Here is an 18,560-nt window from a genome sequence, read left to right as displayed (position 1 = left end):
CGCTCGATCCTCTTTCCTGAGTCCCGTCGAGAGGGGCCGGCACCGTAGCAAAGCCATTCGCGCCGGCCATGACGCGGCGCGTCGCGCCCAAGGTCCTCGCCGAACGTCCGGTCGCACCCTGCATGACCTACCGGGACGCGACGGATGCAGCGAGAGAGCGGCGTGACGCGCTGCGCCGCGAGCTCGCGGAGATCGATCGAGCGATCGCCCACGACGCCGCGCTCCGTGCGCAACGACACGCTCTCGCGCAGCGGCTCGAGGGCGCCGAGCGCGACGTCGATCGTGCCCGCGCGAAGGTCGCGCTCCCGCTGCTCGCGAACGTCCGCGTCGCGAGCCCGTGCCCTGCGCGCTGGGACCAGATGAAGGGCGACGATCGCGCGCGTCACTGCGCGTCGTGCGACAAGACGGTCTTCGATCTCTCGGCGATGACGAGCGACGACGCCGAGGCGCTGCTGCGCGCCCACGGCGCTGCGCCGAGCGGCATGTGCGTGCGCTTCTACCGTCGCGCGGACGGAACGGTGATGACCTCGGACTGCAGCGTCGGCGTCGCGCGCGCGCGTCGGCGCGGATGGGCGCTCGCGGCGAGCATCACCGCGGTCGCCGGCCTCGGAGCGCTCGCCGGCGGCGCGTACTTCGTGACCAGCGAGGCGGTCGTCGGGGAGATCGAGCCGGTGTACGTGCAGGGGAGCATCGCGCCGATGCCGTTGCCCGAGCCGCGCGCGACCAACGTCGGTCCCGAGCCCGAGCCCGAGGTCGTGCGCGAGGAGGCGCTGTGAGCGACGAGCTCGCAGCCGCCCGCGCGCGCCGCGACGCGCTCCGCGACGAGCTCGCGCGCCTCGATCACGTGCTGCACGAGACCGACGCGCAACGGGCGCGCCGCGACGCGCTCGCGCGCACGCTCGACGACGTGAGCGACACGCTCGATCGCGCCCGCAAGCGCACGCTGCCGCTCCTCTCGCGCGTCCGGATCGCGAGCCCGTGCGATGCACGCTGGGAGGACATGGAGGGCGACGATCGCGCGCGCCACTGCGCGTCGTGCGACAAGACCGTGTTCGACTTCTCCGCGATGCGCGCCGACGAAGCAGAGGCGCTGCTGCGCGCCCACGGCGAGTCGCTGTGCGCGCAGTTCTTCCAGCGCGCGGACGGCACGATCCTCACCGCCGACTGTGCCGTGGGGGTGCGCCGCAAGATGCGCCGCAAGCTCCTCGCGGCGACGGTCGCGACGATCACGATGGGCGTCGCATCGCTCGCCGCGGCCGCCGTGCTCGCGCCTGCGCGCGAATCGCCCGCGATGCACTGTCAGCTCCGGCTCGACGGGGCGATCGCGACCCGTGATGCGCGCGAGGAGATCACGCGTCCGCGCGCTGCGCCGAACACGCCCTCGTGGCGCGGTGGCGTGCGCCGGGGCGGGATCCGGCTGCGGACGCGCTGACCCGGAGCCCTCGACCGTCGTACGCAGCGATCGTGCTCGCGCGGACGCCGTGACCGCGACGGGGAAGAGCCTGCGCGCGCGCGTGGTTGGACCGAGCACCAGAATTGCTGTGGCCCTGACAGGGCCCTACGATGGCGGAGACGAGAGACCGCGCTGCACGCGCGGTGATCTCCGGGAGGGCGCATGAGCGAGGAGTTCCGCTTCGATCGCTACGTGGAGTCCCGCAAGAGCGGCGCCTTCGGTCGGGACGACGCCGCGCGTTACGCATACTCGGCCGACGTCGCGATGCTGCGCAGCTTCCAGCGCATCCGGCCCGTCGAGCTCGCGGCCGCCGCGGTGGTGCGCACCGGCAAGGAGATGGTGCGCGGCCAGCTCCTCGGGCAGGCGGTGAAGGTCGGCCCGCGCCAGTTCGTGCGGCTGCAGAAGATCGCCGAGCGCTGCGCGCAGACGCTGAGCGTGCCGACCCCGCAGATGTACGTGGTGAACAGCCCGGTGGTGAACGCGTTCACGTTCGGCACCGACGAGGAGTCGTTCATCGTGCTGCACTCCGCGCTCGTCGACGCGCTCGACGACAAGGAGCTGGAGTTCGTGATCGGCCACGAGACCGGTCACATCCAGAACAAGCACGTCGTCTACGGCACCGCGCTCACGATCCTCACGCAGGGGTTCGGCATGGTGCTCGGCCCGCTGATCGAGCCCGCGCTGATCGCGCTGCGCTCGTGGTATCGCCGCGCCGAGATCACGTGCGACCGCGCGGGCCTGCTCTGCAGCGGCGATCTCGATGCCGGCGTGTCGAGCTTCATGAAGCTCGCGATCGGCAGCCGCCGCCTCTACGAGGAGATGGACGTCGAGTCGTATCTCGCGCAGCTCGAGGAAGGGCAGACGTCGATCGGCCGCTTCAGCGAGTTCTTCGCGACGCACCCGTTCCTGCCCAAGCGCATCCAGGCGCTGCGCACGTTCGCGGACAGCCAGCTGTACCGCCAGCACGTGGGCCAGGACGGAGGGATCTCGATCGAGGAGGTCGACGAGCGCACCAGCCGTATCATCGCGATCGTCGGGAAGGACGAGCCGCAGGCAGGCGGCACCGGAGGGAGCGCACAGTGAGCGAGCAGACCGATTACCAGGGCAAGCGTCAGGACGTCCTCTCCTGTCTGCGCGAGGTCGCGATCCTCGCGGAGGACGCGGGCGCGGCCTCGCTCGCGAAGAAGCTGCGCGACGATCGCATCCCGCGGCTCGAAGAGGAGAAATTCCACCTCGTCGTCCTCGGCGAGTTCAACCACGGTAAGACCACCTTCGTGAACGCGCTGCTCGGCGCGCCGGTGCTGCCGATGGGCGTCACGCCGACGACCGCGGTGATCCACCAGGTCGTGCACGGCGTGCGCGGCGCGAAGGCGGTCGCGGAGGACGGCAACGTGCGCGGCGTCTCGTTCGACGAGGTCGGTCAGTACGTCGTCGGCGGCAACGCGGTGAGCGAGGGCGTTCGTTATCTCGAGGTGAGCTATCCGTCGTCGCTCCTCGAGGGCGGCGTGGTGCTCGTCGACACGCCCGGCGTGAACGACCTCAACTCGACGCGCGCCGAGATCACGTACTCGTACGTGCCGCGCGCCGACGCGATCCTGTTCCTGCTCGACGCGGGTCAGATCCTGAAGGAGAGCGAGCGCAGCTTCCTCTCGAACAAGCTGCTCGCGCAGTCGCGCGACAAGGTGCTCTTCGTCATCAACAAGATCGATCTGCTCGACGACGAGGAGAAGGAGCAGGCGCTCGCGTACGCGCGGACGCAGCTCGCGAAGCTGGTCCCCGAGCCGCGCGTCTACGCGATCAGCTCGGAGCAGGCGCTGGGCGGCGATCGCGAGGGCGCAGGGCTCAACCGGCTCATCGCCGACCTCCAGCGCTTCCTCGCCGACGAGCGCGGCAAGGTGCTGCTCGACAACGCGCTCGACGAGGGCCTGCGCACCGCGCACACGCTCAAGCGCGGCATCGAGGTGCAGAAGCAGGCGCTCGCGATGGACCAGAACGAGCTCGAGCGTCGCCTCGCTGCGCTCGAGGGCGATCTCGCGTCGAGCGAGAAGGCGGTCGAGCGCCGCGAGCGGATCATCCGGGAGTCGCTCGCCGCCGTGAAGGCGCTGGTGCGCAAGGAGTGCGACGACTTCGGGCGTCGCTTCGCAGCCGCGCTCCCGCAGGAGATCGAGTCGAGCCGCGCCGAGGATCTGAAGCGCTACCTGCCGGGGTTCATGGAGGAGCGCTTCCGCTCGTTCGCGGACCGGCAGGGCGGTGAGATCCAGAAGCGCCTCGAGAAGGTCGCGGAGGACGCGATCGCGTTCGTCAGCGAGGAGGCGCGCGCGCGGGGCGAGAAGATCGCCGAGACGTTCGGCGGCGCGCCCAACGTGGACCTCACGGTGAACACGCTCGCGTACGACGTCGGCGTCATCGCGCTCGGCGCGTTCGGCATCACGATGATGGCGCTCTCGAACGTGTTCGTCGGCGGCGCGATGGCGCTCGCCGCGCCGGTGCTCGCGTACGTGTTCCGCGAGCGCGCCGATCGCGATCTGAAGCGCCGCGCGACCGAGGAAGCGCCGCAGGCGGTGCTCAAGGCGTCGAGCGACCTCGCCGAGGCGTTCGAGAAGAGCATCGACGAGTTCGGCGACAAGCTCGTCGACTTCGTGAAGAACGCGAACGAGGAGCTCACGCGCAGCATCGCCGAGGTGGTTCGCCACGCGCGCGAGGCGCGTCAGAAGGGCGAGGGCGAGATCGCGTCGCTCGAGTCGCAGACGGGCATGTCGATGGCGCGCCTGAGCTCGGTGCAGACGAAGATGACGACGCTGCGCACGTCGCTCTGGGCGAACGGCTCGGGCGCCTCGCCGCCCGCCGAGTGATCCGCGAGCGAGCGTGAGAGAAGAAGCCCGGCTCAGCCGGGCTTCTTCGTTTGCAGCAGCGCGCGCTCGGTGAACAGCGAGCGCAGCCACACCGACGCACCGTCGTCGTCGTGGAGGCGCGGCCAATACGCGACGATCTCGACCGGCGGGAGCTCGATCGGCGGCCGCACGACACGCACGTCGAACGCCTCGCGCGCGTGCTCGGCGATGCTGCGCGCCACGGTGCAGACGAGGTCGGTCGATGCGACCAGGAGCGGCGCCGACGAGAAGTGCGGCACGCGCAGCGCGACGTTGCGCCGGAGACCGTGCTCGCGAAGCGCGCGGTCGACGACGCCCTCCGCGCGCCCCTCGAGGCTGATCAACAGATGGTCGAGCTCGACGAAGCGCGCGAGCGAGAGCGTGCGCCCGATGCGCGGATGTTCCCGCCGCGCGATCACGTCGAAGGGCTCGTGGTGCACGGTGCATCGCGAGACGCCGGCGCTCGGGAACGACGACGACGCCGAGCCGAGCGCGAGATCGATCTCCCCCGCGCGCAGCCGTGCCGGCGTCTCCGCGCCGAAGCGCTCGATGACCAGCTTCACGCGCGGCGCCTCGCGCGCGAGGTGCACGAGCATCCGCCGCAGCGTCGTGATCTCGAAGTAGTCGAACGTCGCGATCGTGAACGTCCGCTCCGCGGTGCGCGGATCGAACGCGGCGGGCGGCGTGACCACGTCGCGCAGATCGCGGAGCAGCGCCGGCAGCTTCGCGGCGAGGCGCGCGCCGTGCGGCGTGGTCGTCATCACGCGCCCGGCGGGGACCAGCAGTGGATCGCCGAGCAGCTCGCGCAGCTTCGCGAGCGAGTGGCTCATCGCGGACTGGCTGACGCCCGCGCGGCGCGCGGCCTTGCTCACGCTGCGCTCCTCGAGCAGCGCCGCGAGGATGGGCAGCAGGTTCAGGTTGAGAGCGCCGAGCTCTGCAGGTTCGCTCATGGCTGGTATGAGATCTATGAATCAGCGCTCATGCACGCTCCAGCCCACGCTGCGCGCATGGACGATTCATTCGACACGTTCGTGACCGGCGGGAGTGGGTTCATCGGGCGCTGGCTGCTCGCCGAGCTGACGCGACGAGGAAGGCGCGTCGTCGCGCTGGTGCGCCGCGCGGGGGAGCGCGAGAAGGAGCTGCGCGCGTTCGTGGACGCGCACGGCGGGGACGCGCGCCTGCTGCGCTGCGTCGACGGCGATCTGACGCGCGACGGGCTGGGGCTCGACATCGCGCTCGAGGGCGTGCGCGACGTCTACCACTTGGGCGCCGCGTTCGAGTTCGGCATGGACCCGGTGCGCGCGCGCGCGGTGAACGTGGAGGGGACGCTGCGGGTCGCACGCTGGGCCGCGTCGCGCCCGCAGCTGCGGCGCCTCGTGCACCTCGGTGGATATCGCGCCACGCGCATGCCTGCGTGGCTCTGCGAGGCGCAGATCCCGCTCTCGTCGCACGATCGCGCGCGGCTCTATCGCGAGCACGGCGCGTACGAGGCGTCGAAGCTCGAGTCGCAGCTCGAGGTGCGCGCGCTCGCGGCGCGCGAAGGGATCCCCCTGACGATCGTCAGCCCGTCGACGGTCATCGGCGACTCGCGCACCGGCGAGACGATCCAGGTCACCGGGCTCGGCGAGATGATCGGACGGATGGTCGCGGGTGAGCTCCCTGCGCTCGCCGGGAGCGCACGCACCAACGTGCCGGTGGTCGCGGTCGATCACGTCGCGGCGATGCTCGCGACCGCGCCCGAGCGCGACGAGACGATCGGACGAGAGCTCTGCGTGCTCGACGCGCGCACGCCGCCGCTCCCCGAGCTCGTGCGACGAATCGGCGACCACCTCGGCGTCGCCGCGCCGACGCGCGTGCTGGCGCCCGCGCTGCTGCGCGCGCTTCCGCGCTCGCTCACCGGCGTCGATCCCGAGACGCTCACGTTCCTCAGCGAAGACGACTACGACACGCGCTCGGCCGAGGAGCATGCGCGCGCGGTCGGGATCGAGATGCCCGATCTCGACACGACGCTGCGACGATGGGCGACGTACCTGACGTCGACGCGCTTCGGCGCGTGCGCGCCGTCGGGCGCAGCGACGATCCGCGATGTCGCGGGCAGCCGCACGTTCGTCGTCGGACGCCCGGAGACCGCGCAGACGCTCTTCCTGCACGGCCTCCCGTGGGACGCCGAGAGCTGGCGCGACGTCGCGGATCTCACGCCGGGCTCGAGCGCGCGCGTCGACCTGCCGGGCCTCGGTCGATCGTCGCCTGCGCGCGTCGACGACGTCGCGTGGCTCGACGCGCTGCTCGCGGATCGAGCGCGGCCGATCGTGCTGGTGGGCCACTCGCTCGGCGCAGGGCTCGCGCTGCGCTTCGCGGCGCGTCGGCCGCAGCGGGTCTCGCGTCTCGTGCTCGTCTCGCCCGCGTTCCTGCAGCGGCGTGCGCCGGCGATGCTGCGGTGCGCGGCGCTCACGTCGCGTGCTCTCCGCGGCATGAGCCTCGAGCGCGCGCAGCGACGCTTCCTCGGCGCGGGCGACGTGCATCCCGCGGTCGAGAGCGCGCACGCGCACCTGCGCCGCCCCGGGGTCGCGTCGCGCATCGCCCGCGCGCTCGCGGGCGCCTCGACGCTCGAGGCCCGCGCCGAGCTGCGCCGTCTCCTCGAGGCGATCGCCGTGCCCGTCACGATCGTGCACGGCGATCAGGACCCGCTCGAGGTGCGCCCCGCGTGCGAGATCGTGACCGTCGCGGGCGCGGGCCACGTGCTCCACGTCACGCACCCCGAGGCGGTGAGCGCGCAGCTCCGCGACGACGAATTCGCATCGACGCCCTTGCACCTGACGTGACGTCAGGACGCAGAGTGTCCGTCGTCGAGGCAGTCGATGGCGGACGACGCGAAGCTCTGGAAGGTCGGCGATCTCGCGCGCGCGACCGGGATCTCGGTGCGCACGCTGCACTGGTACGAGAAGGTCGGTCTGCTGCGTCCCGCGCGCCGCACGCGCGCCGGACATCGCGTCTACGGCGAGCGCGAGCTGATGCGGATCCAGCAGATCCTCTCGCTGCGCGCCGTCGGCATGTCCCTCGACGAGATCCGCGCGCTCCTCGCGCGGCGCGATGCATCGCCGCTCGACGCGATCGAGCGGCACCTCGCGCGCGCGAAGGAGCTCATCGCCGAGCAGCAGCGGCTCGTGGTGCGCCTCGAGCGCGTCGCGCTCGCGCTGAGGGCGGGATCGAAGGTGTCCGCGGAGGACTTGCTCCGCACCATCGAGGAGACGGTGATGATCGAGAAGTACTACGACGAAGAGCAGCGAAAGCAGCTCGAGCAGCGGCGCGTCGAGGTCGGCGAGGAGCGCATCCGCGAGGTCGAGCAGGCGTGGCCGCTGCTGATCGCCGAGGCGAAGCAGGCGATGGACGAAGGCGTCGATCCCGCTGACCCGCGCATGCAGTCGATCGCGTCGCGATGGATGGCGCTCGTGCGCGAGTTCACGGGCGGCGATCGCGGCATCCACGAGTCGCTCGGCCGCATGTGGAAGAGCGAGCCCTCGCTCGCGCAGCGGAACGGCATGGACCCCGCGCTCTTCGAGCACGTGGGGCGCGCGATCCGCATCGCGAACGGCGGGAAGGACTGGACCGGCGAGTGAGCTCAGCCCGGCGTGTTGCGCAGGAAGTCCGCGACCTCGGCGAACCGTCGATCGAGGAACGCGCGGAGCTCGACGTCCACGCCGATCGCGTCCATCGCGCGCGACATCGAGCGCAGCCACGCGTCGCGCATCGCGACGTCGACGGGCGCGCGCGCGTGGCGCATGCGCAGGCGCGGGTGCCCGTGCGTCGGCGAGTACGCGCGCGGGCCCCCGAGCCACTCGATCAAGAACAGCGCGAAGCGATCGCGCGGTCCGCGCGCGACGCGACCCTCGGCGTCGAGCTCGTGCAGGCGCGCGAGCGCGGGCTCGTCGCGATCCATCGCGTCGTAGAAGGCCTCGGCGAGCGCGCGGACGCGCGTCTCGCCACCGAGCCGATCGAACGGCGTGTCGCTCTCGGAAGGGACCCAGGTCACGGGGGCAACGTACCCCCCGACGCGCAGCGCGCACGTGCGCGTCGCGATGTTCGGATTGAACGTCCGTGCTCGACGAACAGAAAGAATTCGAGCGCCAAAACTTTTTCGTTTGACAGTCGTCGAAGGCCCACGTACAACCGACCGCATCATGACGAGGCACCGGAACATCTCGCGCTCGAGCGCGCGCTTGCAGGGCGACCTGCAGGGCGTGTCGTTCGCTCGCGGGCTCGTGCAGATGCACGAGTGTGTCGGTGTCGGCTCGATCGAACGCATCGCGATGCAAGAGGTCGAGAGCTGGCGTGAGAGCCACGGCGCGAACCGCGTCGTGCTCGGCACCACGGGCGTCTCCTTCCCGTGCCCCGGCGATTCGCTGGGCACGCTCCTGCCGGCGGTCGATCGCGCGGCGGGATATCCGCAGAACGGGCACGGCAGCTCGAAGCCGGCCCCGCCCTTCTTCGTGCGCTCGTCGGGCCTTCGTTGCCTGGAGGGCCACACCTAGGCGTTCTTCTCGCGCACTCCGTGTGTCCGCGAAGGCCGCCTGGGATCTCCCCCCGGCGGCCTTCGTCGTTCCGTCGCGCGTTCGTCCCCGACCGCTCGCCGATCGTCGCGCCACCGGGATCTTCCTCGTTCGTCCGCCTCTCGTCGTGCTCGCGCGCGACGCGAGCCTCCTGGAGAGCCCCCGTGCGCTTGCGTTCTCTCGCACCCCGGCCGCGCTCGCGCGCCCTGCCAGCTCGTCCGTTCGATCCGCGCCCGAGCGCGGCGATGCGGCGCTGGCTCCGCGCCGCGCGCCTTCGTGGTGCGAAGAACACATCGATGATCGGCGCGTGATCTGTCGCGTTCAAACGCGATAGTTTCGCGATTCAATCGAAATTGATCGAGATCGGCGCGCGGCTCCAGCGCGTCGAGACGCCCCGGTCCGTCCGGAGCGGTTCGTTGACAACCGAAGACGAAGCCGTGGGCGCCGAGCGGACCACCATCCGCTCGGCGCCATCGAAGTGCCCTGGCAGCTCGAAGGTCGAGCGTCCGCGTGAAGAGCGGAAGGTGGAGGTTCGATCCCTCCCTGGGGCATCGTGCGATGCGACTCGAATCAGCATCGCGCACGGCGACACGCGTGGGCCGGATGCAGCCGGGTCTCACACCCTCCGGCGTTTCCTCGCCGGCCGCTACGCGCGTCGCGCTCACTCACCGGGCCGGATGCCGCCGGGCTGCTCACCCTCTGGCGAACCCTCGCCGGCCCTCTTTCGTTCTCTGCTCTCGAGGCCCGAATGGAGCGGGCGCCGGGCTGCGAAGCCGGAGGTTGGAGGTTCGAGTCCTCCCGAGAGCGTTGCGTGCTCGTCGCGTCGGCGACGAGCTCGGCCCGGATGGTGGAAACAGCAGACACACCGGTGTGAGGCGCCGGGGCCCGATCGAGGGCGATGCAGGTGCGAGTCCTGCTCCGGGCATCCCTCCTGCTAGGAGGGTCGAATCCAGACACAATCCAGAGAAGACATGCGGACGTAGCCCAAACGGCAGAGGCAGCGGGTTCAGGTATCGCCGAGTGCAAGTTCGAGTCTTGCCGTCCGCAACATCCCCCGAGGTGTTCCCATGCAGACGCTCGTCTTGACGCACACATACCAACCGCATCGCGTCGTCTCCTGGCAGAAGGCGATCACGATGCTCTTCGACGGCAAGGTCGAGGTGCTCTCGGAGTACGACGAGGACATCCGCTCGGTGAGCATCACCGTGAAGATGCCCGCGGTCGTGCGCCTCGTGCGTCACGTCCGCCACGCGAAGCGCGGTGTGAAGTTCAGCCGCGCCAACGTGCTCGCGCGCGACGGTTTCGCCTGCCAGTACTGTGGCCGGAATGCGCCCCCGCGTGAGCTGACGTTCGACCACGTCGTGCCGCGATCGCAGGGCGGCCGCACGAGCTGGGAGAACATCGTCACCGCGTGCGCGCGCTGCAACACGCGCAAGGGTGGCCGCACGCCCGAGCAGGCGGGCATGGCGCTCCGTCATCCGCCGGTCCGTCCGAAGGAGCTCCCCATGCTGTTCGTGCGTCTCGACTTCGGTCGTGGCGTGCCCGAGGCGTGGAAGAGCTGGATGTGGTGGCAGTCGGAGCTGAGCGAGAGCGCTTGATCGAGCGCTCGAGCGACTGACCACCTCGCCATTTCGATCGATGGAGGCCCGCGTCGATGCCAGTCGGCGCGGGTCTTCGTCTGCCGTGTGAACGCATCCGGGATGCGACTCCGCTGTCGACGGAGTGAGCAGGGTTCGACTCCCTCACATGGCGTGATCCACGAACGAGTCGGGGCGACCGCGTTCGCTCGTAGTCCCCCACTGCCGAGCTCCTCTCGGTCGATCTCCCCGACTCACCTACGTCACAGGCTGCAGAGCCGAAGGGCCTCCAAAACCCGGTGGACCTGGTGCAACTCCAGGGTGGCGTGTCACGCGCGCGAATCGTCGCGCGAGGAGAAGAAGGTGAGGTGATGAGCCATGGTGAACACGACGCTCTTCCGCACGTACTCGGGCGCGCGCCTGCCGGGCACCGACACGATCCACGAGGCCGGCGGCAACGCGTACGCGTTCTCCGCGGAGCACGCGCTCGCGCAGCTCGCGGTGACCGGATGCCTCGGCGCGACGTACTACGCGACCGACGAGAACCAGCTCGAGCAGACACTCGCGCTCGCGACGAAAGTCGATCCCGTGTTCCTCGCGAAGACCGCGCTCTACGCGCGTCGCGAGGCGCACATGAAGGACATGCCCGCGCTCCTCGTCGCGGTGCTGTCGCTGCGCGATCCGACGCTCTTCGCGAAGGTGTTCCCGCGCGTCGTCGACAACGCGCGCATGGTCCGCACGTTCGTGCAGATCGTCCGCTCGGGCCGCATCGGGCGCAAATCGCTCGGGACGCGCCCCAAGCGCGCGGTGCGTGGCTGGCTCGACGCGCAGGACGACGACGAGCTCTTCCGCGCGTCGATCGGTGAGCGCCCGTCGCTCGCCGACGTCGTGAAGATGGTGCACCCGAAGCCGCTCACGCCGGCGCGTCGCGCGCTCTACGCGTATTTGATCGGGCGCACCTACGACGCGAAGGATCTGCCGCCGCTCGTGCGCGCGTTCGAGCAGTACAAGACCGACGTGACGGGCGAGGTGCCCGACGTGCCGTACCAGCTGCTCACGTCGCTCCCGCTCGGCACCAACGAGTGGGTGGAGATCGCGAAGCACGCGGGTTGGCAGGTGACGCGCATGAACCTCGCGACGTTCGCGCGTCACGGCGTGTTCGGCGTGCCCGGCATGCCGGAGCTCATCGCCGAGCGCCTGCGCGATCGCGAGGCGATCGCGAAGTCGCGCGTGTTCCCGTACCAGCTCCTCATCGCGTACGTCGCGACGCGCGGATCGGATCTGCCGCGCGTGGTGGTCGAGGCGCTGCACGACGCGCTCGAGATGGCGATCGCGAACGTGCCGCGCGTCGAGGGCCGCGTGTGGGTGCTCCCCGACGTGTCGGGCTCCATGCAGTCGCCGGTCACCGGCGATCGCGGCGAGGGCCAGACCACCGCGGTGCGCTGCGTCGACGTGGCGGCGTTGATCGCCGCGTCGTTCCTCCGCACCGCGACGCACGCGCGCGTGCTCCCGTTCGACGATCGCCTGCGCGACGTCGTGCTCGAGCCGCGCGACACCGTGCTGACCAACGCGACGAAGCTCGCGGCGGTCGGCGGCGGCGGCACCTCGGTGTCGCTGCCCCTCGCGCATCTCAACGAGAAGCGCGAGCACGCGGATCTCGTGGTGTACGTCTCCGACAACCAGTCCTGGGTCGACGCGTCCGCGCGCGGCTCTGCTTCTGGGCACGGTGCGTCGGCGACGATGACCGAGTGGGCGAAGCTCAAGGCGCGCTGCCCGCGCGCCAAGCTCGTCTGCATCGATCTCCAGCCCTACGCGCACACGCAGGCGCCCGATCGCGACGACGTGCTCAACGTCGGAGGTTTCTCCGACCGCGTGTTCGACGTGATCGCCGCCTTCGCGCAGGCGCGGGGCGAGGGGGCAGGCTGGGTCGACGTGATCCAGCGGATGGAGATCGAGACCGCGTGAGCGAGGGAAGAGCTGCCCCGCCTGGGCCTCCGAGAGACGGAGAAGGGCGGGGCAGCTTCGCGCCCTGATCGATCCCGGGCCGAATGCCGCACGAGAGTACAGGGCTCTCGGTCGCACTTGATTGGTCGGCCCTTTGTTCTTCGCGGGTGACCCGGCGAGCGCCGGATCTCGGGCGCCATCCGAGACCTCGGGGGTGCGACTCCCCCCATCCGCTCTCCGCGCACGGCTTCGTGTTCGACCTTCACGCTGGTGGAGATCCCGTCGGGATGGGATCGCTCGATTCTCAGTCGAGAGGCCGCGGGTTCGACTCCCGTCACCAGTATCCGTTTTCAAAGCAAACCGAGCCGTGGAGCGGCGACTGTAGCCACGACTGTAGCCACGGCGCGGGCGCGAACCGCCGCCGGGCTGCCCCGGGGGGTCTATCGGCAGTTCATCCGCGGTCGCTCGCAGAGGCACAACGTCGCCGGGGCTCGGCGCGGTCACCGGGATGCACTGAACCGCCCGGCACATCGCCGGGTAATCGTCCGCCAGGTAGCCTTCCGCGACGCCACCCGCAGCGTTGTGGATGATGCGCTCGATCCAGACCTCGGGAGCGCCGTTTGCGACGGCGATGGTCTTGAACGCACGTCGGAACGCATGCGTCTGGCCCGTCGAGGGAACTCGCACCGCGGCGCAATCGACGAGGAGCTGCTTGTCCACCGTTCGAAGCTTTCGGCACTCGCCGGAGCTCTGGGGGCAGATGAAATCGTCGGGCTGCGGCGGCCGCCCGAACTGCATCGGAAATCCCTGGTGCTTCCACGCGGCGAGCATGGCCGCGAGCTGCGGGTGCACGGGCGCGGTGCGCGGCGGGCCCGGCTCTGCACGCTTCCCCTTGAGCGGCAGATCCTCGTACTGGTGAGTGATGCGAATCACACCGAGCGGCTCTGCCGCGGAGTCGTAGTCGCGCCAGCGCAGTCCAGCCGCCTCACCGAAACGCGTCCCGGTGAAGAACTGGAGCGCGTAAAGCACGCGACGGTCCTGCGCGACGCGAACGTCGAAGAGGAGCGTCGAGACCTCTTGATGCGAGAACACGCGCTTTGCCGCGACGATCTCGTGGCGTGACGCCTTCTTCGGTTTTTGGCTCTTGCGGAGCCCGGCGTACGGCGTGCGCGCGATCTTCCCGTGCTGCTCCATGTCCGCGAAGAACGTCACGACCAGCGCGTTGATGTTGCGGATCGTGTTCTTCGCGAGTGGCGTCCCCCTCGCGCTCTTTTTCCGCCGCAGCTCGGCAAGGAAATCGGCGATCTGGCCCGTTGTCACTTCGCGCGTGACGAGGTTCCCGAGCACCGGCAGGATGTGATCGCGGCCCGCGGAGCGGTTGTCGGCGAGCGTCTTCACGTCCTCTCGCCCCTTGAGCCACTCGTTCCAATCGTCCTCGAACGTGCGCGTTGCCGGCAGTTGGGCGCCGTTCTTCGGGGCCCACGTGCCGTCGACCACCTCGCGGACGCGGCTTGCCAGGTAACTCAGCGCCGCGCGCCGATCGCTTGTCTCCGTCGACTCCTGGACGCGACGTCCATCGGGTCCGGCGTACTTGCACCAGAAAACCCGGGTGCCGGACCGTCGATAGACAGAGCCGCGTCCACTCGTTCGCCGTTGGCCACTCGTCATCGGTCGCCTCGCTTCCTCTTCGCCTCCGCTCGAGCCACAACGCTTTCGAAGGCTGCGCGCGCCGTTTCCGCCATCGCTAAACCGAGATCCCGATGTGCGTGTCGCCACCGATCGCGCTCGGTTCGCGTCGCGGGTACAGTCACACGGACTTCGGCCGCCCGATCGGCTCTCGGCGAGCGTCCTCCGGGACCACGCGGCTTGCTCTCGTTCATGGCTGTCGGTTACTTGTACACGATACTAGCGCACGGCGCGAAACTCGCGCAGGTGCTTCGGCGTAGGAGCGCGGTGCTTCTCGATCCATGCGAGCAGCTCGCGACGCTCGAAGCGGTAGAGCTTGCCGATGCGGTGCGCTGGCAACCCTTGCTGCCGCACCAGCTTGCCAATCGTGCGGGGGTGCACGCGGAGCAACTCCGCAGCTGCCGCCGCGTCGAGCCACTCGAGTGCTGCCGACCTACCCTCAAGAGAATCGAGTGCGCGCCGAACGGCTGACTCTAGGAGGGCTGCGAGCTCTTCGGTGGTTACGACGACGATCCTGCCCGCCACGTGTCGCGCGAGGTCAACCTCGGTGGTCATATCGTCCTCCGGCAATGGGCGGGACGCCCTGTACGCGCGGCCGCCCTACCGAAAACGGTTTCGGCGAGCATTGCTGTAGCGCTGTTGCGTGGTCCGCGCCCAGCCGGAAGCAGGCGGAACTGTGGGTTCCGTCGAACGGCTCGACTACTGCGTGATTGCTTGTTGACTCGCTTCCAGCGCGGGGAGGCCGGGGTCCTTTCGCTGCGTGGGCTCGCCGCACGGATCGTCAGGCTCCATAGTCGGGTGATCTCGCCTTCGTAATCAGTCTGGCGTCCCAACGAACGGACGGTTGTCGGGGTGATAGATCAGTCAGAATGAATTCCCGGAGCGTTGTCGCATGACGATTGACCCGATTGCCCAGACCATTGCTGCCATTGACGAAGCGGCAAAGATCTTGTCGCGGAGTCGCGGAGTGCCCACGACGTTCCGCGATGTTGCCGAGGCACTCTGCGTCCATCTGAGCGTACGAGAAGAACGCCATCTCGTCGGCGCGGTTGGGGACGCCTCGACGATCGCTGAGCAGCTTGCGGCCTACGACTGGCCTGCGTCGCCCGTCGTCCTCGCAACGCTGCACCTCAAAGACGAAGAAGTTGGAGTGCCGCCGGGGGAGTCCGACCTGCTGCTTGAGAAGGTCGTCAAACAAGACGGGCGGTTGTGGGAGATCCACAGGTACGATGCTGACTACTTTCCTTCGAATCCTCACGCACACGAGCGCGGCACGGGTCTGAAACTCTGCCTCTCGACAGGGAAGCTCTATCGCAAGCGCGACCAAGTGGGCCAGATGAGCCGGAAGAAACTTCTGGAGTTTCGCGACCGGCTTTCGAGCATCGCGCTGCCCGTACTGCTCGTGTAGGCGCGTCACGTCCCGAGGCGCGCCCAGAACTCGCCCGCCCAACTGGGCCACCAGGGTCGCTCGGATCCTTGCGCGCGCGTCAACGAGCGTGGGAAAGCTATCAAGGTATCTCATTGCTCGTCGTGCGCGAGCAGCTCCTCGAGCGAGACCACGATCGGCGTGTGCTTCTGGTGCGAGTTCGCTTCGGAACTCGGCGCGATGTCCACCAGCACCGGCCAGATGCGGACACCATCGACGGGCACCTCCGGCGGGAGCACGAGCCGCGGGCCTCCCACGCGAAACACGACGAGGAATGCTTCCCGGATGCCGTTCGGCAGCGCGCGCAACGGGAGCAGCGTGTCGGCGATCTGTCTGACCGCCTTCTTCACGACACTCCTGCCCGCCTCATTGTACTGCTTCGCTTCGACGTAGAAGCTCCATCGCGTGGTCGGATCCAGCAGGTCCGGCTGCGACGGGCCGACGTTGGCTTTCGTGAGTGGGTTAAGCCCGCGCTCGAACAGAAAGCGCGCGAGCTGCTGTGTGAGCACGTCCTCGACTTTGCCGGGCGTATTCTTGGCGAGGTCGTACAGCTCGTTGCGTCCGTAGAGCTGAACCCACTGCGCGAACCGGAGCACGAGCGCGCGGTGGGATCGCATCGAGAGCAGGCGTCGGCGAGTTTCCTCGTATGCGCGTCGGGCCTCGGTGCGAATCATCGCGACGAGCTCGGCGTCGCGTGGCGTGTTCGCCATCTCGACTCGCTCGCCAAACGTATTCGCGCGCAGGTTGCGGAACGGATAGGCCACCTCCACCCACGCTTCCTCGAGAAGCGCGAACAGGGCGAGGTCAGTGCTCAATGCTCGCGGTTTCGGGTTGACGTCACGAGCAATGCCGAGGATCCGCAGCGCGGAAGCGCATCCGTCGGTCCGCGTGTAGAGCAGCCAATCGCGCACGAAGTGCTGGTGGCGGCGCTTGATCCTGGAGACACTTCGGATGAACTCGCTCGAAGGTGTTGCTGCTCCCGGTTCGTTTGGGAACAACTCGTCCTCGCCCATCCGACGGAGCCGGCTCTCGAGGATTCGAATGAGTTTCGTCGCGAGCGAGCCGTCGTCGATGTCGCGTGCGAGGAGAGAGAACCGGATGGAGCTCGTTCCCGCGGCCAACTCGTCGAAGCGTGCCAGCGACCACTGCCGTGGAAACGGGTCGACGTCCGGGCCGCTTGCGACGTCTTGCGGCTTGTCCTCGAGCTGCGGCAATTCGAGCACAATCTCCCTTCGAAGCTCGACGACCTCCCGGGCGATGGCTTCGTCCTGAGCTTGAGCGGCGCGGAGACGTTCGACGCATTCCTCGACGAGCTCCGCGAAGACGGAGCTGGTTCTCGCGTCGGCCTCGAGCGCCGCGACGAAGCGGTACAGCTCCGCATAAACGTCAGCATCACCGCGATCTGCGAAGAACTGATGCAAGCGATCGAGTTGCTCGAGTGCGTCGGAGAGGTCGCTCATTCGAGCCCGATCGATAGCGCGATGGAGCCGTGATCTCCAAGCGCGACAGAACGCCGCGCACGCGCGAGCGCCCGTCGCAGCGGAACTGACCGCGAGACTTACGGCGACTGCGTGCTAGCAGCGCAGCTCTGCGACGTTGCAAGTGGGGATCTGGATCCAACCCTCGCATGCTGCCGCCGCTTCGAGGTCCGGCGGGATCGGGTGCACGCGCCCGAGCGCCACTGCGCGCGCGATGAGGCTCGCGACGAGCGCGTCGAGGGCGTCGGCACACGTCGCGAGGCACTCGGCATCGGCGTCCACGACGCAGAGTGAGAGCTTCGCGCGCAGCGCCGAGAGGATGCGGATTCGCGCGTCCCGCTGGTCGGCGTTCTTGTACGCCTTGTGTTCCAAGCTCCAGACCGCGAGCGCGCTGCCCGGGTAGACCTCATGGAGCCGGGCGGATGCCGACGCGACGCGTGTCGCGAGCAGCCGCCACCGCATCGCCGGCGCGGCGATCCGATCGGACGAGACCGAGAGCGGGTCCTTGCCCGTCAGGCGCTTGCAGTGGCGATCGGTGTCTCGAAGCCGAAGCCTCGCGGCGTCGACGCTCCACGATTGCGCGGACCCCCGGGCCGTGAGGAGCTCTACGAACGCAACGGGCCAGCCGAACGGCACGTCGACGCCGATCGCGGCGAACGCGTCATCGGTGACGAGCTTCACGAGACGCTCGTCGTCGAGTTTCGGGTGCAGCGCCGCAACCCGACAGGCTCCCCCGGACCAGTCGATCGCGCAACCGTAGGTCTCGTTCGCTTGTGCGCCGAGGTCGATCCCGAGCGTCAGCATCTGCGCATCGTCTCACATCACTGACCCGCTGCTCGAGCGAACCTGTGATGCGAGTGAGGTCGTCACGCTGGCAACCACACCCCGGCCCGAGGCTGCCGGCGTTCTCGCCATTCTTCAATATTCTGAGTTTGCAACTAGCGCTTCGGTCGAACGCTCTCAACGGGATAGCCCGTGACGGATGCCGGGTTGAACTGGCTGATTAGAGTCGACTCGACTTGGAGCGCGACGAAAGACCGTTTCCGAACGGTTTCAAGAGAGCGGTCTACGCGACGCTTTCCGCTCGAGCCACATGGACTGAGATCCAGCGTCGTCAGGACGCGGAGAGCCTGCGGTTGAGTTCTCTGAAGACCGGCGCGCAAGAGCGTCGTGCCGTCAATACGACGTCAGTGCCGTCAATACGACGTCATGTGATGTCGAGTATTTGCGTCCTAAACGACCCCGATGATGACGTGACCCCCCGTAGCGTGGGTACGCGACCTCCGATTCACAGTCATGAGCGCCAGATTCTGCTGGTGCCGAGGACGGGTTCTCGATGACCAAAAGTATTGAAATGGTCGTCGAAAGGCGACTCCCATGACAATTGCCAGTTTGATGGTAACTCGCTGGTAACACGGCAGTCTCGCGATTGCCGGGAACCCGGGTTCTCGGCAATTGTGTCGACTGATACAGGCGCCTTCAGACGGGCTCGCCGACGGGAATCCCGTCATGCTCCGTCGGGTTTGGAGAGACGGACGAAGAAAACCGGTTTTCGAGGACGTCGATTCCGATGCTGTCG

16 protein-coding genes and 5 tRNA genes are annotated in these 18,560 nt (G+C 68.8%); 16 read left to right on the top strand and 5 right to left on the bottom strand.

Translation table 11 applies throughout. The features are described from left to right. The first annotated feature begins 122 nt into the window (after positions 1-122). The 4 genes from DB32_RS35195 (at position 123) to DB32_RS35180 (ending at position 4,305) form a co-directional block, all read left to right on the top strand. Positions 123-776, top strand: a complete 654-nt coding sequence (locus DB32_RS35195; protein WP_157069754.1) for a hypothetical protein — start codon at positions 123-125, stop codon at positions 774-776. Then, entirely contained in the window at positions 773-1,432 is a 660-nt protein-coding gene (locus tag DB32_RS35190) for a hypothetical protein (RefSeq protein ID WP_053237038.1), read from the top strand. Before DB32_RS35195 ends, DB32_RS35190 begins: the two co-directional genes overlap by 4 nt. A gap of 183 nt (positions 1,433-1,615) precedes the next feature. Then, positions 1,616-2,536 (top strand): M48 family metallopeptidase, encoded by a 921-nt coding sequence (locus DB32_RS35185; RefSeq protein WP_053237037.1) that lies wholly within the window; start codon positions 1,616-1,618, stop codon positions 2,534-2,536. After that, positions 2,533-4,305 carry a dynamin family protein gene (locus DB32_RS35180; RefSeq protein WP_053237036.1) on the top strand — a complete coding sequence of 591 codons (1,773 nt, stop codon included), beginning with the start codon at positions 2,533-2,535 and terminating at the stop codon, positions 4,303-4,305. The genes DB32_RS35185 and DB32_RS35180 overlap by 4 nt, the downstream gene beginning before the upstream one ends. 32 nt (positions 4,306-4,337) lie before the next feature. Here DB32_RS35180 and DB32_RS35175 read toward each other — a convergent pair whose 3' ends face one another. Further along, on the bottom strand, positions 4,338-5,273 hold the full coding sequence (locus DB32_RS35175) for a LysR family transcriptional regulator (protein WP_053237035.1): 936 nt from the start codon (positions 5,271-5,273) through the stop codon (positions 4,338-4,340). A gap of 57 nt (positions 5,274-5,330) precedes the next feature. Between DB32_RS35175 and DB32_RS35170 the strand changes: the two genes are divergently transcribed. Both DB32_RS35170 and DB32_RS35165 read left to right on the top strand, forming a co-directional pair. Then, a complete protein-coding gene (locus DB32_RS35170; RefSeq protein ID WP_053237034.1) occupies positions 5,331-7,145 on the top strand; it encodes an alpha/beta fold hydrolase in 1,815 nt (604 codons plus the stop codon). Between the two features lie 36 nt (positions 7,146-7,181). Then, positions 7,182-7,940 (top strand): MerR family transcriptional regulator, encoded by a 759-nt coding sequence (locus DB32_RS35165; protein ID WP_053237033.1) that lies wholly within the window; start codon positions 7,182-7,184, stop codon positions 7,938-7,940. 2 nt (positions 7,941-7,942) lie between these two features. Here the strand turns inward: DB32_RS35165 and DB32_RS35160 are convergent, their stop codons facing one another. Further along, the gene (locus DB32_RS35160; protein WP_240481288.1) at positions 7,943-8,353 is read right to left on the bottom strand and encodes a globin domain-containing protein; all 411 of its coding nucleotides are present in this window, start codon (positions 8,351-8,353) and stop codon (positions 7,943-7,945) included. A 148-nt stretch (positions 8,354-8,501) separates the two neighbouring features. Between DB32_RS35160 and DB32_RS35155 the strand changes: the two genes are divergently transcribed. The 9 genes from DB32_RS35155 to DB32_RS47495 all read left to right on the top strand — a co-directional run bounded on the left by DB32_RS35155 (position 8,502) and on the right by DB32_RS47495 (position 13,513). Continuing rightward, positions 8,502-8,852, top strand: a complete 351-nt coding sequence (locus DB32_RS35155; RefSeq protein ID WP_053237032.1) for a hypothetical protein — start codon at positions 8,502-8,504, stop codon at positions 8,850-8,852. 498 nt (positions 8,853-9,350) lie between these two features. Beyond that, positions 9,351-9,421, top strand: a tRNA-Phe gene (locus DB32_RS35145). 182 nt (positions 9,422-9,603) lie between these two features. Continuing rightward, positions 9,604-9,677: transfer RNA gene (locus DB32_RS35140), tRNA-Arg, on the top strand. Positions 9,678-9,708: 31 nt separating this feature from the next. Further along, positions 9,709-9,795: transfer RNA gene (locus DB32_RS47500), tRNA-Leu, on the top strand. Positions 9,796-9,843: 48 nt separating this feature from the next. Next, positions 9,844-9,917, top strand: a tRNA-Leu gene (locus tag DB32_RS35135). Positions 9,918-9,937: 20 nt separating this feature from the next. Next, positions 9,938-10,468, top strand: a complete 531-nt coding sequence (locus DB32_RS35130; RefSeq protein WP_053237030.1) for an HNH endonuclease — start codon at positions 9,938-9,940, stop codon at positions 10,466-10,468. A 357-nt stretch (positions 10,469-10,825) separates the two neighbouring features. Continuing rightward, positions 10,826-12,412: a TROVE domain-containing protein gene (locus DB32_RS35125; protein WP_053237029.1), complete on the top strand. Its 1,587-nt coding sequence runs from the start codon at positions 10,826-10,828 to the stop codon at positions 12,410-12,412. Between the two features lie 245 nt (positions 12,413-12,657). Continuing rightward, positions 12,658-12,734 (top strand) — tRNA-Glu (locus DB32_RS35120). Between the two features lie 239 nt (positions 12,735-12,973). After that, positions 12,974-13,513: a hypothetical protein gene (locus DB32_RS47495; RefSeq protein ID WP_157069753.1), complete on the top strand. Its 540-nt coding sequence runs from the start codon at positions 12,974-12,976 to the stop codon at positions 13,511-13,513. 783 nt (positions 13,514-14,296) lie between these two features. On the opposite strand, the gene DB32_RS35110 is transcribed toward DB32_RS47495, so the two are convergent. Continuing rightward, entirely contained in the window at positions 14,297-14,632 is a 336-nt protein-coding gene (locus tag DB32_RS35110; RefSeq protein ID WP_157069752.1) for a helix-turn-helix domain-containing protein, read from the bottom strand. A 337-nt stretch (positions 14,633-14,969) separates the two neighbouring features. Between DB32_RS35110 and DB32_RS35105 the strand changes: the two genes are divergently transcribed. Beyond that, positions 14,970-15,485, top strand: coding sequence for a hypothetical protein (locus DB32_RS35105; protein ID WP_053237026.1), 516 nt, complete (start codon positions 14,970-14,972; stop codon positions 15,483-15,485). Positions 15,486-15,595: 110 nt separating this feature from the next. On the opposite strand, the gene DB32_RS35100 is transcribed toward DB32_RS35105, so the two are convergent. Both DB32_RS35100 and DB32_RS35095 read right to left on the bottom strand, forming a co-directional pair. After that, positions 15,596-16,963, bottom strand: coding sequence for a hypothetical protein (locus DB32_RS35100; protein WP_053237025.1), 1,368 nt, complete (start codon positions 16,961-16,963; stop codon positions 15,596-15,598). Positions 16,964-17,077: 114 nt separating this feature from the next. Beyond that, the gene (locus DB32_RS35095; RefSeq protein ID WP_053237024.1) at positions 17,078-17,785 is read right to left on the bottom strand and encodes a DUF429 domain-containing protein; all 708 of its coding nucleotides are present in this window, start codon (positions 17,783-17,785) and stop codon (positions 17,078-17,080) included. Between the last annotated feature and the right edge of the window lie 775 nt (positions 17,786-18,560).

It is taken from the genome of Sandaracinus amylolyticus, from assembly GCF_000737325.1.
GTDB classification, from domain to species: domain Bacteria; phylum Myxococcota_A; class Polyangia; order Polyangiales; family Sandaracinaceae; genus Sandaracinus; species Sandaracinus amylolyticus.
The sequence above is the reverse complement of the archived record's forward strand: the minus strand, read 5'-3'. Positions and strand labels throughout refer to the sequence as shown.

Bases quoted from the DNA above. Each gene is read 5' to 3' on its own strand.
- DB32_RS35175 (WP_053237035.1), bottom strand. From the start codon at position 5,273: ATGAGCGAACCTGCAGAGCTCGGCGCTCTCAACCTGAACCTGCTGCCC.
- DB32_RS35155 (WP_053237032.1), top strand. From the start codon at position 8,502: ATGACGAGGCACCGGAACATCTCGCGCTCGAGCGCGCGCTTGCAGGGC.
- DB32_RS35165 (WP_053237033.1), top strand. From the start codon at position 7,182: ATGGCGGACGACGCGAAGCTCTGGAAGGTCGGCGATCTCGCGCGCGCG.
- DB32_RS35125 (WP_053237029.1), top strand. From the start codon at position 10,826: ATGGTGAACACGACGCTCTTCCGCACGTACTCGGGCGCGCGCCTGCCG.
- DB32_RS35195 (WP_157069754.1), top strand. From the start codon at position 123: ATGACCTACCGGGACGCGACGGATGCAGCGAGAGAGCGGCGTGACGCG.
- DB32_RS35110 (WP_157069752.1), bottom strand. From the start codon at position 14,632: ATGACCACCGAGGTTGACCTCGCGCGACACGTGGCGGGCAGGATCGTC.
- DB32_RS35185 (WP_053237037.1), top strand. From the start codon at position 1,616: ATGAGCGAGGAGTTCCGCTTCGATCGCTACGTGGAGTCCCGCAAGAGC.
- DB32_RS35170 (WP_053237034.1), top strand. From the start codon at position 5,331: ATGGACGATTCATTCGACACGTTCGTGACCGGCGGGAGTGGGTTCATC.
- DB32_RS35130 (WP_053237030.1), top strand. From the start codon at position 9,938: ATGCAGACGCTCGTCTTGACGCACACATACCAACCGCATCGCGTCGTC.
- DB32_RS35105 (WP_053237026.1), top strand. From the start codon at position 14,970: ATGACGATTGACCCGATTGCCCAGACCATTGCTGCCATTGACGAAGCG.
- DB32_RS35100 (WP_053237025.1), bottom strand. From the start codon at position 16,963: ATGAGCGACCTCTCCGACGCACTCGAGCAACTCGATCGCTTGCATCAG.
- DB32_RS35095 (WP_053237024.1), bottom strand. From the start codon at position 17,785: ATGCTGACGCTCGGGATCGACCTCGGCGCACAAGCGAACGAGACCTAC.